This window comes from Buchnera aphidicola (Schlechtendalia chinensis) (assembly GCF_001648115.1).
Classification (GTDB): Bacteria; Pseudomonadota; Gammaproteobacteria; order Enterobacterales; family Enterobacteriaceae; genus Buchnera_B; species Buchnera_B aphidicola_N.
Genome location: NZ_CP011299.1, coordinates 400,262 through 415,732, shown reverse-complemented (window position 1 = coordinate 415,732; position 15,471 = coordinate 400,262). Strand labels below are relative to the sequence as shown.

The following is a 15,471-nucleotide window of genomic DNA, read 5'->3' as shown; positions in this document are numbered from 1 at the left end:
ATGATTAATTTTAAGAAATTTACAGTGATTGTTTCGAACACGTTTTCAAAAAAAACTCGATTAGATAAAGTTTTATCTAAGTTATTCTCTCAATATTCTAGAACTTGTATTAAAAAATGGATTGTAAATTTTAGAGTTAATGTAAATGGTAAAATTTTTGATAAGCCTAACATGTACGTTTCGTATGGAGATAAAATCATTGTTAGTATAGTGAATGAAAGCAATAATTTTGATAGTCCTCAAAATATCTCTTTGTGCATTGTCTATGAAGACAAAGATATTTTAGTAATCGATAAGCAAACTAATTTAGTTGTTCATCCTGGAGCAGGAAATAAGTGCGGTACTTTATTAAATGCATTGTTATATAGAAATAGTAGCTTTATGCACATTCCGCGTTCTGGAATTGTACATAGACTTGACAAGAATACTACTGGATTAATGATAATTGGGAAAAACATTATTTCTTATAATGCTTTAATTGAACTAATGCGATCTAGAAAAATTATTCGACAATATGAAACTGTTGTTCATGGACGAATGATTTCAGGAGGTACTATCATACGACCTATTGCAAGACATCCAACTCGACGAACTATTATGACTGTTAGTACTTCTGGAAAGAAAGCTATCACGCATTATAGGGTTATTAAACGTTTTTCTTATCATACTCATTTAAGAGTTAAATTAGAAACAGGACGGACTCATCAAATTAGAGTACATATGCTGGACATCCATTATCCATTGATAGGAGATCCAATTTATGGAAAAAAATATCAAAGTTTGAAAAATATATCTAAAGAAACATTTAAGATGGTTAAAGAATTTCCTAGGCAAGCTTTACATTCTAGTAAGTTATGTTTAAAACATCCAATTACAGGAGTACAAATGAAATGGAATAGTTGTTTACCAAATGATATGCTTCATTTATTAAAGCAATTAAACAAAAATGATATCGAACAATTTAATTATAATTTTTAGATATCAAATCTAACATATAATTTATATACATTCACACAATTCTTAAATTTTTATTTTTTATTAATAATTATATTTAAAAGGTTTACATAATTTTGTCTGAGAATAGATAATTTTAATTTATAATCTATGTAATTTTATTTTTTTATATTTTTAAAATTTTTTAAACTTTTTTTTGAAAGTATAAAAAATATTATATGATTACACATTATATTTTTTATACATATTTTTTTAAAAGCACTTTCTAATATTCAAATACTCAGAACTTTATTATAATAAAGTGCATGGTTTGGTATTGAATTTTTTAATATTTTTAAATTTTATTTTTTTGTGTTCTTTTTACAGCCGTTTTTAAAGCCCAAAAATACCCATCTAAACCAAATCCACAAATAACTCCAGATGAAATGTCAGATAACCATGAATGTGTTCGAAAGTTTTCACGAGCATATATATTTGAAATGTGTACTTCTATAAAAGGTATATTTATTCCAATTAATGCATCACGTAATGCTATGCTAGTATGTGTGAATGCACCTGCATTTATTATTATGTAATCTATTTTTTTTTTAGAGTCGTGTATTGCATTAATTAAAGTACTTTCTGAATTAGATTGTATATGATGTATTTTTGCATTTAATAGTTTTCCTTTATCGTTTAGTTTATTAATTAAATGCGTTAACGTATTTTTTCCATAAATATGAGGTTCTCGTTCTCCTAAAAGATTAAGATTTGGACCATTTATAATTAAGATATTAATAGGATGTTTCATGTTTTTACTTTAATGACATATTTCAATATATGAATTAAAAGTATTATATATTATTATATACGTATATATACTCTTTTATTACTTTTATTAAAATTAATTTAACATTTTTTAAGTTTTGACTTCTTCTGAATAGAATTCAAAACATATTAATTACAATATTAATATATTGTTTTGGTTTAGATACGTAAAATTTGTAAAATACTTTTTTTAGTTATGTATTCGAATTAGTGTATAAATGTCAAGTTTTTTTACATGTTTAAATTTCAAATAAGTGAGTGTAAATGGTTCTTCATTTAGTTACCGAATGTTTATTAACTTCAAATAAAATTACTCATCAAAATCTTTATGAAATTTTAAGTGATATTTCAAAAAATAAAATAGATTATTCTGATTTATATTTTCAATCTAAAAATTGTGAGTCATGGATATTAGAAGACAATATTATTAAGAGAGGAACATTTAATGTTAATCAAGGAGTTGGAATTAGAGTTATATCCGGAGAAAGTACTGGATTGTCCTATTCTAATGACATTACGCTGAATGCTTTAAGAAAATGTTCAACTTTAGCTAATGGTATTTCAAATAAAAAGTTTTTAACTTTTGTTAAACCTTTTTCCACAGTTATTAGTAAACCTTCATATACTTCTATAAATCCGTTAATGAATTTTAGTTCTCAGGAAAAAATAGAAATCCTTCATCGAGTCAATTCTATTGCAAGATCTTCTGATCGTCGTGTAATTAGTGTTAATGCGGTTTTAAGTAGTGAATATGAACAGGTGTTGGTAGCGGCTACAGATGGAGTTTTAGCAGCAGACATTCGACCTTTAGTTCGTCTTTCAGTAAATGTTGTTTTAGAATACGACGGTAAACGTGAATGTGGTTTTAGTGGGGGGGGTAGTAGGGATGGATACAATTTTTTTTTAAAAAATTACATTTCTAATGTTTCTTTAGTAGAACATTATGCGCAAGAAGCAGTGCGAATTGCCTTGGTTAACATATTTGCCAAAAATGCTCCTTCAGGAACTTTTCCAGTGGTATTAGGTCCGGGTTGGCCTGGTATCTTGTTGCATGAAGCAGTTGGACATGGATTAGAGGGAGACTTTAATCGGCAAGGCACGTCAATTTTTTCTAATAAAATCGGTCATAAAGTTGCTTCAACTTTATGCACTATAGTAGACGATGGAACAATTGAAAATAAAAGAGGATCCTTGACTATTGATGATGAAGGTGTTCCAAGTCAATACAATGTGTTAATTCAAAATGGGATTTTAAAAAGTTATATTCAAGATAAATTTAATTCTCGTTTAATGGGTGTTAATTCAACTGGAAATGGTAGAAGAGAATCGTATGCTCATTTGCCTTGTCCTCGTATGACTAATACTTATATGATTTCTGGAAATTCAATACCTAAAGATATCATTGATAGTGTAGAATATGGAATATATGCACTAAATTTTAGTGGTGGTCAAGTTGATATCACTTCAGGAAATTTTGTGTTTTCTACTTCTGAAGCATATTTAATAAAATTTGGAAAAATAGTTCATTCTATAAAGAATGTTATGTTAATTGGATCAGGTAGTAGTATTATGCAAGGAGTTTCTATGGTTGGGAACGATTTTTTAATAGATGGAGGGGTTGGAACGTGCTCCAAAAATGGACAAAATGTTCCAGTAGGTGTAGGTCAACCTACAATAAAATTAAATAATATCACAGTAGGAGGTACTTCATAGCGTTTTTAGATATTTCTCGATTAATTTTACGATTTCTACAAAATTTTTTAAATATTTTTAATTTGTGCAGTCAAATTGTGGTAAATATGACTGCATGATATTATTTTAAAAAAAAAGAAAAAATAATTAGTTTAAAGAATGTCATTTTTTAGTTAATAGTTCTTTAATTTTAGCTGATTTTCCTATTCTATTTCTCAAATAGTATAGTTTTGATTTTCTAACATCACCCCTTTTTTTAATGACGACGTTTCCAATGTTGTAAGAATTGATGTGAAATACTCGTTCTATAGCGTCGCCATTAGATATTTTTCTAACACAAAATGAAAAATTAAAGTTCCTGTTACGTTTGGATATAACTATACCTTCAAATAGCTGAATTCTTCTTTTAGATCCTTCTGATACCCATACTTGCACTTCTATTGTATCTCCTGTCCTAAATATAGGGATATTTTTTTTCATTTGTTCTTTTTCTATTATTTGAATAATATTCACATTAATAACGCCTTTTTTATATTATCATAAGTTTTTTTATTTCTATTTTACTTGTAAAATATCTTTTTTGAATTGCTCGAGTAAGTCAATTTTTTCTTGCGTAAGTACAATTTTTTTTAATAAATCTGGTCTTTTTTGCCAAGTTTGACCTAGTGATTGTTTTAATCTCCAGGTTTTTATTGCTTTATGATTTCCCGACAATAAGATGTTGGGAACAGATATATTTTGAAAAACTTTAGGTCTAGTGTAATGTGGACATTCTAATAATCCATTATGAAAAGAATCATATGATTTTAATCTATTTTTTCCTAAAGCTCCGGGAAGTAATCGACATAACATATCGATTAAAATCATAGCAGGTAATTCCCCCCCACTGAGTATGTAATCTCCTATAGAAATTTCTTCATCTATAATTTTGCTATGTATTAATCTTTCGTCAATTCCTTGATATCGTCCACATAATAATATTATTCGTTTTTTTTTTGATAGTACTGAAATTTTTTTTTGATTTAATTTGGATCCCTTGGGCGATAAGTATAATACTTTCGCACTGGATTTTATAATGGATTTAGCATGTTCGATAGCTAGTTTTAGTGGTTCTGCTTTCATTAGCATACCGAATCCTCCTCCGTAGGGACGATCATCAATGTTTCGATATTTATTCTTTACATAGTCTCTTGGATTTAAGATATTAATGTTAATAATATTTTTTTTTATTGCTTTTCTAGTAATTCCATAATTAATAATAGTTTGAAACATTTCTGGGAAAATGCTAATTATTGCTATTTGAAAAGGTGACATTGTTTTTTCAAGAATTTTGCTATTCAAAATTGTAATTCCAATCTACTATAATTGTTTTTTCAATGATGCTAACTTTTTTAATAATTTTTTTTTCAATAAAAGGTATTAATATATTTTTATTTACTTTAATATTATTTTTTGATTTATTGCTAATAACAAGAACATCATGAGCTGGTGTCTTAATTAAATTAGTTACTATTCCTAATTTTTGGTTTTGTATATTATATATAGAACAGGATATAATATCTTTCCAATAGTAATCTTCATTTTGAAGCTTTGGTAATATATTTGAATTAATATATATGTGACAGTTTTTTAATGTATTAGCCATACAACGAGTTTGAATATTTTCGATTTTTATTACAAAATACTTATTCCTATCTTTCCAACTTTGAACATGAGTAATTTTTTTTTTATTTTGAATGTACCAAGGAAAGTATTTAAAAATGTTTTTTTTATTTTCTGTAAAAGAAAAAACACGAATCCATCCTAGTATTCCATTAGGAGATCCAAATTGTGCAATTATTAAGTTTTTAAAACATTTATTTGTGGTATTTATAATATAATTTTCCTTTAAGTATTTTGTTTTTTTGAAAATGTTTTTACTAAATATTTTACTTTATTGGACATTAAAGCACCATTTTGTAACCAGTACTGTAGCCTTTCAAAGTTTAGATTGATATTTTTATTTTTTTTTGACGCTATCGAATCGAAAAATCCTATTTTTTCTATGAATTTTCCATTTCTTGGACATCTGCTGTCGGCAATTACTATTTTATAAAATGGACGCTTTTTAGATCCAATTCTTGCTAATCGAATTTTTACCATAATAGTTAAATCCTTTTGATAATTGTAATTGTTTTGAAATAGTATAACTCAAAAAAAAATATATAAAAACATTTCATTTTCTTAAAGATTTATTGTTAACAATTTTATTTATTCCTTTCATCATTTTACTTATCCCACCCTTTTTGATAGTATTTACCATCATTTTTATATTATTAAATTGTTTTAGTAACGAATTTATTTCTTGTATCGATATTCCTGATCCTTTTGCAATACGTCGTTTCCTCAATCCTTTTATTAATTCTGGTTTTTTTCTTTCTTCTATAGTCATCGAATGAATTATTGTTTCCATTTTAAATAGTAATTGTTCGTTTATATTGTATTGAATATTTTTAAATATTGTTCCTGTTTTTGGTAATTTATTTAATATTTTAGTAACGTTTCCGATTTTTTTAATTTGTTGTATTTGTACTAGTAAATCGTTATAACTAAATTTGTTTTGACTTTTTATTGTATGAGTGAATTTTTTAATGTTTTCTTTATTAATTTTATTTTTGATATTTTCTATTAGAGATAACATATCACCCATCCCAAGAATTCTGTTAACAATTCTATTAGGATGAAATATTTCAAATTCGTTTAAACTTTCTCCATGACTGATAAATTTAATTGGTTTCTTTGTAATAAATCTCATTGATAATGCAATTCCTGCTCTAGTATCACTATCTGTTTTAGTTATAATAAATCCGGTAATAGACATGTTTGTGTTAAAGTTATTTACAATATTTATTGCATCTTGCCCTACCATGGCATCGATTACTAGAAGAGTTTCAATGGGTTGAATTTTTTTTTGTATATTTGTGACTTCATCAATCATATATTTATCAGTATGGAGGCGACCAGCAGTATCAATCAATAGTATGTCATAAAGTTTTAATGCAGCAAATTCTAGTGCTTTAGTTACTATTTGTATTGGTTTTTGATCAATGTTAGAAGGATAAAAATCAATTTTTGCTTTTTTTGACAACACTTCAAGTTGCTTTATTGCAGCTGGACGATAAATATCGGTAGATACTAATAATATCTTTTTATTTTTAGTATTTTTTAACATTTTTCCTAATTTTACTATACTTGTAGTTTTACCGTGTCCTTGTAGTCCAACTATCATAATTACTGATGGATTTTGAGTTGATAAATTTAAATGATTGTTTTCTTTTCCTAGTATTTCTATTAATTCTTGCTTAACTATTTTTATTAACTCTTGACCTGGAGTAAAACTTTTTTCAATACTTTTTCCAATACAACTTTTAGATATAGAACTCGTAAAATTTTGAACTACTGATAATGCTACGTCTGCTTCTAGTAATGCTTGTTCTACTTCTCGTAGAGTTTCTTTAATATTTTTTTCAGTTAATTTCCCTTGGTTAGATAATTTATTAAATATTTTTGAAAATCGTTCTGTTAAATTTTTAAACATAATTTTTTACTCAACAATTAATTTATAAGTTTTTTGAATCAATTTTGTTAAAAATAGTATTTTTATTAGATCTATGACTTTGTGTGTATCATAATACATACTCTATTTTACCTTAGTTAAATAGAGTTACATTTAAAACTATGTAAAATTATTACTTAATAAAAATTTTGAAGGTTATTCGTCAATTGGATAACATCCTAATATTTTTATTATGGAAATATTATTTAATTTATGCAAAATATGTTTTATTTGATTTGTATTAACGTTATTTTTGATGTCAATAAAAATTGTTAATTCTGATGATGTTTCTAAAGTTTTATATGATTTTAATTGTCTTATCTGTAAATTATATTCTTTAATTGTATTTATGATCTTTTTAACTAACATTTCTTTATTTTTTATTAATACCATAATTTTTGTTATAGATGGGATGTTTTCTGGAACATCAATTTGATGTTTTTGTAATATTATAAATTTAGTTATATTTTTTGATATATTTGAAATGTTTCTAGATATAGTTTTTAATTTATATATTTTTTCACATTTTTCATTACCTAACGCAGCAGATGTATAGTTTTCACTTCTAGAAACTTTTTTCATTGCATCAGTAGTACTATTAGTATATTTTATTTTCCAATCTGGAAAGTGTTGAATGAATTTGCTACATTGTATAAAGGGTTGCTTATGACTATATATGGTTTTTATATCCATTAATTGAGTTTTTTTGTGAGATAGTAAACAATGATGTATGGGAATGTTGACTTCACTAATAATTGATAATTTTGTACTTTTTAAAATAGAATATGTTTCATCAATTGATCCTGAAGAATTGTTTTCTATTGGTAGTACTGCATAATCAGAATTGTTATTTTCAACATTTTCAATAACTTCTTGAAAAGTATGACAGAAATCTTTAGTAAAAAATTGGCATTCTTTATTTGCGTATTTTTTAGTAGCATCATAGGAATATGATCCTAAGTCGCCGAGAAAAGAAAATTTTTTTATTTCTTTTTGTTTACAATAATGATTTTGTATCCAATTTTTTTGAGTCAATACTGAATTTTTAATAATTATTTTGAACAATTTTTTAATATATGTATTTTCAAGGTTGCATTCTTTTCCAAATATAGTCAAATTATTTAATAAAGATTGTTCTCTTTCTACATCTTTTATGGGGAAATTTTTTTGTACTTTTATTTTCGCTATTTTTATTGCTATTTCTGTTCTTTTAGCGAGTAAGGTGATTAAGTCTTTATCTAATGTATTAATAATATTTCGTAATGCTAGTAAAGTACTCGTAGACTTCATATTTTACTGCCTTTCGCACTAATTTTGAGTATATGATTTTGAGAGAGCTATTTTAAAAATTTTAATTTTTATCATGATTTTAAAAAATATTAATTTCAGAATAGAAATCTTAACTAAAATAGCGGCATTTTAAATTAAAACTTTTTAATATTTATGAGTTTAAATTTTTTTGTATAATTTCATTATATATTTGAAAGTACAAAATATTAAAATGAATTCAACATTGTACTAATGTTTTTTATTTTAAAAATAATGATACATGTTAACTATTTTAAAGTATTTTTAATTTTTTTGTAGTATTATAAATACTCAAATTTAATAAGAATATGTATAATATATCTTTATCTTTTAAAATCCAAATGATGTCGATTAGTTTACTACAAAATATTTTTATAACATTTTTAATGTTGTTCTTGATTAGACTTTTTATAATTTTATTTTTATTTAAAATTGTTACAAAAATTTTTTAAAATTTGAATTTTATATGGACTCATTGAATATGAAAAGTTTTTCTGCAAAAACTCAGAGTATCGTAAGAACGTGGTATTGTATTGATGCTACAGGAAAAATTTTAGGACGATTATCTTCTTATGTTGCAGCAAGACTGCGTGGAAAACATAAAGTAGAATATACTCCTCATGTTGATGTTGGAGATTATTTAATTGTCATTAATGCTAGCAAAATATTAGTAACTGGTAAAAAGTATATTAATAAATATTATTATCGTCATACTGGATATGTTGGTGGTATTAAAAAGTTTACATTTAAAGATATGATTTCTCGATTTCCTACTAGAGTAATCGAAATAGCTGTTCGAGGAATGCTTCCAAAAGGTCCTCTTGGTCGCGAAATGTTTAAAAAGCTTAAAGTTTATTCGGATAATGATCACATACATATAGCACAAAATCCGAAAATGTTGATTATTTAATTAGGAAAAATAATGAACCGATATAATTATGGAACTGGTCGTAGAAAAAACTCTTCTGCTAGGGTGTTTCTCAGATCCGGGACAGGTAAAATTACGATTAATAATCGTACATTAAAAAATTATTTTAGTTGTAAAACGACTTCTATAATTATAAAAAAACCTTTAGAAATAGTTGATATGTCAAAAAAATGTGATTTATATATTACTGTTAAAGGTGGTGGAATTTCTGGACAAGCTGGTGCAATTCGTCATGGAATTACTAGAGCATTAATAGACTATGATGCTTCTTTTCGAAGTGATTTAAGAAAACTAGGATTTGTTACTCGTGATTCTCGTAAAGTTGAGAGAAAAAAAGTAGGATTGCGGAAGTCAAGAAAACGCCCTCAATTTTCTAAACGTTAATTTTCTCAAAGAAAATATTTAAAATTTTGGAATATTTATGCCCGGAGTTCCGGGTGGTTTTTTTTTATTTTCAATTATTTTGATATAAAAAATGTATAATATTGTGATTGTGTTAATTTTAAAAAAGATTAATAAAAATATTGGTTTTTTTAAATTTGAATAATAATATTATTATTTTAATTTTTAGTTGAGGATAATAAACATATTTTAAATTTTATTTTGATAGAATTCAGATTCTAAGATATTAGTACAAAATTCTACATTTCTAGAGAAAACATTTTTTTTTGAAAAATGTATGATGATATCTTTACACATTTGTTCGATACCTAACTTGGTTATAGAGGAAATTAAATAAAAGCGTGTTTGAATAGGATGTATTCTTTTTTTAATAAATATTGTGATAATTTCTATATCTCTTTTCTTTAATAAATCAATTTTATTAAATATTATCCATATTGGTTTATTTTTTAAATTTTTGTCATAATTTCGTACTTCTTTTAAAATTGTTTTTATGTTATTTAATATAATATATTGATTTTTTATTGAAATATCGACTATATGTAGTAATAGACGACATCTATTCAAATGTTTTAAAAATTGTATACCTAATCCTTTTCCTTGAGAAGCTCCTTCAATTAAACCCGGTATATCTGCAATTACAAAACTTGTACTTTTGCTAATTCTTACAGTTCCTAAGACTGGATTCAGTGTTGTAAAGGGATAGTTTGCTATTTTAGTTTTTGCTGAAGACATACTACTTACTAGTGTTGATTTTCCGGAATTCGGTAATCCCAATGTACCTACATCAGCTAATAACATTAGTTCCAATTGAATATCTCGTTGTTCTCCTTTAGTTCCTATAGTGCATCTTTTTGGTGTTCTATTTGTAGAAGATTTAAATCTTGTATTACCTAATCCATGCCATCCTCCTTTTGCAATTAATACTAGTTGCATATCTTTTACAACGTCGTCTATAATTTCTTTAGTATTATTGTCAATTATTCTTGTTCCAAGCGGAACACATATTATAATATCTTTTCCTTTTTTTCCTGATTTCTTTTTATTTTTTCCATTTTCTCCGTTTTGTGCTTTAAAAATTTTTTTAAATCTGAAATCTACGAGAGTATTTAAATTTCTATTAGCTTTTATCCATACATTTCCTCCGTTTCCTCCGTCTCCTCCATCTGGTCCTCCTTTTGGTATGTATTTTTCTCGTTTAAAACTAATGCATCCATCACCTCCATCTCCAGCTATAATACAAATTACCGCTTTATCTAAAAATTTCATTTTTTTGATATCCTTAGAGTTATATGTATTTTGAAAACCTTTTTATATTTTTGATACAATAACAATTGTTTTTAAAATTTATTATTATTTTAAATTTTCAAAAAAATTTTTATTTTTTTCACAAATTAAAAGTACCCTTGAAATGGATACTTTTAATTTGTGAAAAGTTTTTTTAAATAATGTTTCAGTTTTTACATGGAATAACATTTACAACTTTTTTTTGAATTAATCCTTTTCTTTGAAATTTTATTTTTCCTTTAATTTTAGCAAATAAAGTGTGATCTTTTCCGCAACCTACGTTTTCCCCTGCATGAAATTTTGTACCTCTTTGACGTACTATAATGCTTCCTGGTAATATTAATTCCCCTTCAAAACGTTTTACACCTAATCTTTTAGATCGTGAGTCTCTTCCGTTCCTAGTTGATCCACCTGCCTTTTTATGTGCCATTTATTTTCCCTTAATTTTTACAAATGTCTGTAATTAAAATTTTAGTATAAGATTGACGATGACCTTGATGTTTTAGATAGTGTTTTCTTCTATTAAATTTAGTTATATTGATTTTTTTATGACGTCCGTGTCCGATAATATCGGCTGATATAATACTTTTTCTCAGTATTGGATTTCCTATTTCTATCGTATTCTCATCTGAAATCATTAAAACATCTTTAAATTGAATTTTTTTTCCAACATCGTAATTTAATTTTTCCAGTTTTATAATTTGATTTTTCTTAACTTTATATTGTTTTCCACCATTTTTAAAAATTGCATACATAGCATTTTCCCACGTTTTTAACGTATTCTAAAATTTTAACGATTTTGTTAAATTTAAGTTGTACACTTTATTTTTAACATTGTCTAAATATAAATTTTAAAAAAAATTAAGGTTTTTAAAAGTTTTGTTGAAAATTCTAATTCAAAGTGTTTAAAAATTGTATTAGAAAATATTAGATTGTTTAGTTAATATAGTTTTTAAAAAAATATTTTTTTTAAATAACAAATACATATTTTCAAAATGTAAGTTAAGGACAGGCTATGAATAGAATTTTAATTTCAACATATTAACATTATTAAAATAAAGTTTTACTTGTTTTTTATCTTAGCACCTATGATCTTTAGTTTACTATAGAAATTTTCGTATCCTCGCGTAACAAAATTAGAATTTTTTACAATAGTGTTTCCATTTGCAATACATCCAGCTAATATTAAGCTAGAAGATCCACGCAAATCCGACGCAATAATTTTAGCTGAATGCAATTTTTTTACTCCGTAACAAAAGACTGAATTTTTTTTTACAATTGCTAGTGCTCCCATTTTTATTAATTCAGGTATGTGTATAAATCGATTCTCAAATATAGTTTCAGTAACTTTGCTGTTTCCAGTAGCAACTAAATTCAATAATGTAAATTGTGCTTGCATATCAGTTGGAAAACCTGGATATGGGGATGTTACGATATTTATAGCTTTTGGATTAATGTTAGACATATTGAGACTAACCCAATCATTTCCAGTTCTTATTCGTGCTCCGGTTTTAGTGAGCTTTTTTAATAAACAGGTTAACATTTTAGGCTTAGAATTATAACAAATTATATTTCCTTGAGAGATAGCTGCTGCTATTAAGAAAGTTCCTGTTTCAATTCTATCAGGTATAATTTTGTATGTGCCTCCATGTAATTTATTTACTCCTTTGATAATAATTTTATGACTTCCCGCACCGATAATTTTAGCTCCTAAGTTATTGAGAAAATTTGCGACATCAATAATTTCTGGTTCACGCGCAGCATTTGAAATAGTAGTTATTCCTAGAGCTAGAGTAGCTGTGCTCATAATTGTAACGGTTGCTCCTACACTTATTTTAGATAACGTGATGTTCGCACCTTTTAGTTTTCCTACTACAACTCCTATTATGTGGTTTTTGCATATTTTAATTGTAGCTCCTAACTTTTTCAATCCAAATATATGTAAATCAATTTTTCTTTTTCCTATGTTACATCCACCTGGAAATGATATTTTTGCATAACCGAATCTTGCTAAAAGTGGACCTAATATCCATATAGAAGCGCGTGTTTTTTTTGTCATATGATTGGATATAGCACAATTTCTTATTTGTCCAGCATTTAAATACATTTCTTTTCCGACTTTTATTTTAACTCCTAGTTTAGATAATATTTTGATTATATTTATAGTGTCTTGGAGTATTGGAACATTATACAATTCTATTGATTCTTTTGTTAATATTGATGTCAATAATATTGGTAATGCAGCGTTTTTTGAGCCAGATATTTTTACTTCTCCAGAAAGACTAGTAGGACCAGTTATATAACATGTTTTCATTGATTCTTAAGTAATAATTTTTTGTTATTCTCCCATTCTTTTAAAGAATATGTTTTTATTGAAACGGAATGAATAGTTTTATTTGAAATGTAGTCCATTAGTTTTGAATAAATCATTTTTTGTTTTTCTACTTCACTTTTATTCTGAAAAATATCATCAATAGCTATTATTTCAATGTAATAATTATCTCCTTTTACTTTAACTTTTTTTAATGATAAAGAGTTTTTTAATAAATTTTTTATTGATTCTATAATCATAAATTGAACGTTCCCAAAGTTTTATTAATTACATAATATCAGAACGTAACTTATGAATATATCTCTAATTTTTAGTCATGAGAAACATATTTAAGTGATTAAAACTTTTAATTTTTAATAAACATTAATGTTTTAGATTTTTAAATATTTGTAAAATTTCTAAAAAGTATATAAAAAATTATGAAAATACAAAATTATTTTTTATAATAGAATTCTGTTTTTAATTATATTTTCATTTTTTATATTTAGAAAACACTAAAATTAGTTTTTTATGAAAATTTAAAATATTTTAACTTGTACTTTTTAAATAATTTATTTTATATTTTAAAATGGTTTAATTTTAATTAAAACGTTTTTTGTCTTTATTTAATTTTAGTAATTTCTTAAATAATTTCTATAATTAATATTATTATATAGTTAAAATTAATGAAGAAATTTTAACTTTGTTACTAGTTTCTTATGGAATATTTTAAGGTGAAAAGATGAATAATCGAATTCCGATGACTTTACTAGGTTCTGAAAAGCTTCGTAAAGAACTTGAAACTCTTAAAAAAGAAAAGAGACCTAAGATAATAGCTTCTATAGTAGAGGCGCGTCAACATGGTGATTTAAAAGAAAATGCAGAATATCATGCTGCAAAAGAAGAACAAAGTTTTTGTGAAGGAAGAATTAAAGAAATTGAATTAAAATTATCCAAATCTCAAATAATTGATATTAAAAAGATGAAAAATTGTGGAATCGTTGTTTTTGGATCTACAGTTACTATTTGTAATTTAAGTATAAAAAAAACGTTTACTTATTGTATTGTAGGAGATGATGAATCAGACTTCAAATTGAACTTAATTTCTATTAATTCTCCTATGTCTCGTGGATTAATTGGTAAAAAGGTTAATGATATTGCTGTAATTCAAACTCCATCTGGAAATATAAAGTATAAGATATTAAAGGTAGAATATAAGTGAAGGTAATTGTTTAGTTATAAGAGACAATTTAAAGTACGTTTTTTTTGAAATATACATTCCTAAAAAAAAAACCAATATGATATTATTTATTTACAGTATTATAAATGTAATAGCTTTATTATAACATGAAAATTGCGAAGTTAATTTTAATATTTTAAAAATATTTATTCGTGTTTCACGTCTATTCAAATTAAATTGTTCTAAAAATTCTTAAATATTGTATAATTGTGATTATTTGTACATTATTTTTTAAACTATTTTTTGAAATAAACATTTTTAAGCGTGGTGTCATTAGTGTCTAAATCTCGTTCTTTGAGTTCTAAAAATTGGTTAAAACAACATTTTCGAGATCAATACGTAACCTTAGCTTTTAAAAAGAATGTTCGTTCTAGAGCTTACTTTAAATTAGAAGATATAAATAAACAGAATAAATTATTTAAAAAAGGAATGACTATAATAGATCTTGGTTCTTCTCCTGGAGGTTGGTCTGAATATGCAAGTAAAATTGTGAGAAATTCAGGACATATTGTAGCATGCGATATATTACCTATGTTGCCTGTTAAAAACGTTTATTTTTTGCAAGGTGATATTAAAAATTCGATTTTTTTAAACTCTTTATTATCTTTTATAAATAGAAAAGTAGATTTAGTTATGTCAGATATGGCTCCAAATATGACTGGATCTCGTTGCATTGATAATCCTCGTTTATTAGAATTAAATCGATTAGCGTTAAAAATCTCTAAAAGAGTATTGTGTAATCATGGAAAATTATTAATAAAATCGTTTTATGGAGAACAATTTAATGTGCTAGTTGAAGAAATAAGAACTTTGTTCATTAAAGTAAAAATTTTTAAACCTAATTCTTCTCGAACACGTTCTAGGGAAGTATATATTATAGCATCAGAGCGAACAAAATAATTATTTTATTTGTTTGTTTAATAGTTTTAAATTGTGAGGTTAATCTC

Annotated in this window: 18 protein-coding genes; 6 read left to right on the top strand and 12 right to left on the bottom strand. The window is 25.3% G+C overall.

The genetic code is table 11. The features are described 5' to 3' along the window. Positions 1-978 carry a 23S rRNA pseudouridine(1911/1915/1917) synthase RluD gene (gene rluD, locus XW81_RS01850; protein ID WP_075474256.1) on the top strand — a complete coding sequence of 326 codons (978 nt, stop codon included), beginning with the start codon at positions 1-3 and terminating at the stop codon, positions 976-978. A gap of 310 nt (positions 979-1,288) precedes the next feature. Here the strand turns inward: rluD and aroQ are convergent, their stop codons facing one another. Then, positions 1,289-1,744: a type II 3-dehydroquinate dehydratase gene (gene aroQ, locus XW81_RS01845; RefSeq protein ID WP_075474255.1), complete on the bottom strand. Its 456-nt coding sequence runs from the start codon at positions 1,742-1,744 to the stop codon at positions 1,289-1,291. A gap of 281 nt (positions 1,745-2,025) precedes the next feature. Between aroQ and tldD the strand changes: the two genes are divergently transcribed. After that, complete coding sequence (gene tldD / locus XW81_RS01840) at positions 2,026-3,474, top strand: metalloprotease TldD (protein WP_075474254.1); 1,449 nt, start codon at positions 2,026-2,028, stop codon at positions 3,472-3,474. Positions 3,475-3,615: 141 nt separating this feature from the next. Here tldD and rplS read toward each other — a convergent pair whose 3' ends face one another. The 6 genes from rplS to XW81_RS01810 form a co-directional block, all read right to left on the bottom strand. Then, a complete protein-coding gene (gene rplS, locus XW81_RS01835) occupies positions 3,616-3,966 on the bottom strand; it encodes a 50S ribosomal protein L19 (protein ID WP_075474253.1) in 351 nt (116 codons plus the stop codon). A gap of 42 nt (positions 3,967-4,008) precedes the next feature. After that, positions 4,009-4,767, bottom strand: a complete 759-nt coding sequence (trmD, locus tag XW81_RS01830) for a tRNA (guanosine(37)-N1)-methyltransferase TrmD (protein ID WP_082252582.1) — start codon at positions 4,765-4,767, stop codon at positions 4,009-4,011. 19 nt (positions 4,768-4,786) lie between these two features. Then, complete coding sequence (rimM, locus tag XW81_RS01825) at positions 4,787-5,251, bottom strand: ribosome maturation factor RimM (RefSeq protein WP_228860898.1); 465 nt, start codon at positions 5,249-5,251, stop codon at positions 4,787-4,789. Positions 5,252-5,340: 89 nt separating this feature from the next. Continuing rightward, positions 5,341-5,595, bottom strand: a complete 255-nt coding sequence (rpsP, locus tag XW81_RS01820) for a 30S ribosomal protein S16 (RefSeq protein WP_075474250.1) — start codon at positions 5,593-5,595, stop codon at positions 5,341-5,343. A 73-nt stretch (positions 5,596-5,668) separates the two neighbouring features. Beyond that, complete coding sequence (gene ffh / locus XW81_RS01815) at positions 5,669-7,030, bottom strand: signal recognition particle protein (RefSeq protein ID WP_075474249.1); 1,362 nt, start codon at positions 7,028-7,030, stop codon at positions 5,669-5,671. Positions 7,031-7,204: 174 nt separating this feature from the next. Beyond that, complete coding sequence (locus tag XW81_RS01810; protein WP_075474248.1) at positions 7,205-8,338, bottom strand: chorismate mutase; 1,134 nt, start codon at positions 8,336-8,338, stop codon at positions 7,205-7,207. A gap of 499 nt (positions 8,339-8,837) precedes the next feature. Here XW81_RS01810 and rplM point away from each other — a divergent pair, with 499 nt between their 5' ends. Further along, positions 8,838-9,266: a 50S ribosomal protein L13 gene (rplM, locus tag XW81_RS02875; RefSeq protein WP_195182277.1), complete on the top strand. Its 429-nt coding sequence runs from the start codon at positions 8,838-8,840 to the stop codon at positions 9,264-9,266. A gap of 12 nt (positions 9,267-9,278) precedes the next feature. Beyond that, positions 9,279-9,668 carry a 30S ribosomal protein S9 gene (rpsI, locus tag XW81_RS02870; protein ID WP_195182276.1) on the top strand — a complete coding sequence of 130 codons (390 nt, stop codon included), beginning with the start codon at positions 9,279-9,281 and terminating at the stop codon, positions 9,666-9,668. A gap of 207 nt (positions 9,669-9,875) precedes the next feature. Here rpsI and cgtA read toward each other — a convergent pair whose 3' ends face one another. From cgtA to XW81_RS01780, 5 genes are all read right to left on the bottom strand, one after another. After that, complete coding sequence (cgtA, locus tag XW81_RS01800; RefSeq protein WP_075474247.1) at positions 9,876-10,955, bottom strand: Obg family GTPase CgtA; 1,080 nt, start codon at positions 10,953-10,955, stop codon at positions 9,876-9,878. Between the two features lie 184 nt (positions 10,956-11,139). Further along, positions 11,140-11,403 (bottom strand): 50S ribosomal protein L27, encoded by a 264-nt coding sequence (gene rpmA, locus XW81_RS01795; protein WP_075474246.1) that lies wholly within the window; start codon positions 11,401-11,403, stop codon positions 11,140-11,142. Positions 11,404-11,413: 10 nt separating this feature from the next. After that, positions 11,414-11,728 (bottom strand): 50S ribosomal protein L21, encoded by a 315-nt coding sequence (rplU, locus tag XW81_RS01790; RefSeq protein ID WP_075474245.1) that lies wholly within the window; start codon positions 11,726-11,728, stop codon positions 11,414-11,416. Positions 11,729-12,036: 308 nt separating this feature from the next. Next, a complete protein-coding gene (gene murA / locus XW81_RS01785; RefSeq protein ID WP_075474244.1) occupies positions 12,037-13,287 on the bottom strand; it encodes a UDP-N-acetylglucosamine 1-carboxyvinyltransferase in 1,251 nt (416 codons plus the stop codon). Next, positions 13,284-13,544 carry a BolA family protein gene (locus tag XW81_RS01780; RefSeq protein WP_075474243.1) on the bottom strand — a complete coding sequence of 87 codons (261 nt, stop codon included), beginning with the start codon at positions 13,542-13,544 and terminating at the stop codon, positions 13,284-13,286. Before XW81_RS01780 ends, murA begins: the two co-directional genes overlap by 4 nt. Positions 13,545-14,026: 482 nt before the next feature. Here XW81_RS01780 and greA point away from each other — a divergent pair, with 482 nt between their 5' ends. Together greA and XW81_RS01770 are read left to right on the top strand one after the other, a co-directional pair. Further along, positions 14,027-14,506, top strand: coding sequence for a transcription elongation factor GreA (gene greA / locus XW81_RS01775; RefSeq protein WP_075474242.1), 480 nt, complete (start codon positions 14,027-14,029; stop codon positions 14,504-14,506). A 285-nt stretch (positions 14,507-14,791) separates the two neighbouring features. Then, positions 14,792-15,424: an RlmE family RNA methyltransferase gene (locus tag XW81_RS01770; protein WP_228860897.1), complete on the top strand. Its 633-nt coding sequence runs from the start codon at positions 14,792-14,794 to the stop codon at positions 15,422-15,424. Positions 15,425-15,471 lie beyond the last annotated feature (47 nt).

What these genes read in the sequence shown, in the direction of transcription:
- rluD (WP_075474256.1), top strand. Translation starts at nt 1, where the DNA reads ATGATTAATTTTAAGAAATTTACAGTGATTGTTTCGAACACGTTTTCA.
- aroQ (WP_075474255.1), bottom strand. Translation starts at nt 1,744, where the DNA reads ATGAAACATCCTATTAATATCTTAATTATAAATGGTCCAAATCTTAAT.
- tldD (WP_075474254.1), top strand. Translation starts at nt 2,026, where the DNA reads ATGGTTCTTCATTTAGTTACCGAATGTTTATTAACTTCAAATAAAATT.
- trmD (WP_082252582.1), bottom strand. Translation starts at nt 4,767, where the DNA reads ATGTCACCTTTTCAAATAGCAATAATTAGCATTTTCCCAGAAATGTTT.
- rpsP (WP_075474250.1), bottom strand. Translation starts at nt 5,595, where the DNA reads ATGGTAAAAATTCGATTAGCAAGAATTGGATCTAAAAAGCGTCCATTT.
- ffh (WP_075474249.1), bottom strand. Translation starts at nt 7,030, where the DNA reads ATGTTTAAAAATTTAACAGAACGATTTTCAAAAATATTTAATAAATTA.
- XW81_RS01810 (WP_075474248.1), bottom strand. Translation starts at nt 8,338, where the DNA reads ATGAAGTCTACGAGTACTTTACTAGCATTACGAAATATTATTAATACA.
- rplM (WP_195182277.1), top strand. Translation starts at nt 8,838, where the DNA reads ATGAAAAGTTTTTCTGCAAAAACTCAGAGTATCGTAAGAACGTGGTAT.
- rpsI (WP_195182276.1), top strand. Translation starts at nt 9,279, where the DNA reads ATGAACCGATATAATTATGGAACTGGTCGTAGAAAAAACTCTTCTGCT.
- cgtA (WP_075474247.1), bottom strand. Translation starts at nt 10,955, where the DNA reads ATGAAATTTTTAGATAAAGCGGTAATTTGTATTATAGCTGGAGATGGA.
- rpmA (WP_075474246.1), bottom strand. Translation starts at nt 11,403, where the DNA reads ATGGCACATAAAAAGGCAGGTGGATCAACTAGGAACGGAAGAGACTCA.
- rplU (WP_075474245.1), bottom strand. Translation starts at nt 11,728, where the DNA reads ATGTATGCAATTTTTAAAAATGGTGGAAAACAATATAAAGTTAAGAAA.
- murA (WP_075474244.1), bottom strand. Translation starts at nt 13,287, where the DNA reads ATGAAAACATGTTATATAACTGGTCCTACTAGTCTTTCTGGAGAAGTA.
- XW81_RS01780 (WP_075474243.1), bottom strand. Translation starts at nt 13,544, where the DNA reads ATGATTATAGAATCAATAAAAAATTTATTAAAAAACTCTTTATCATTA.
- greA (WP_075474242.1), top strand. Translation starts at nt 14,027, where the DNA reads ATGAATAATCGAATTCCGATGACTTTACTAGGTTCTGAAAAGCTTCGT.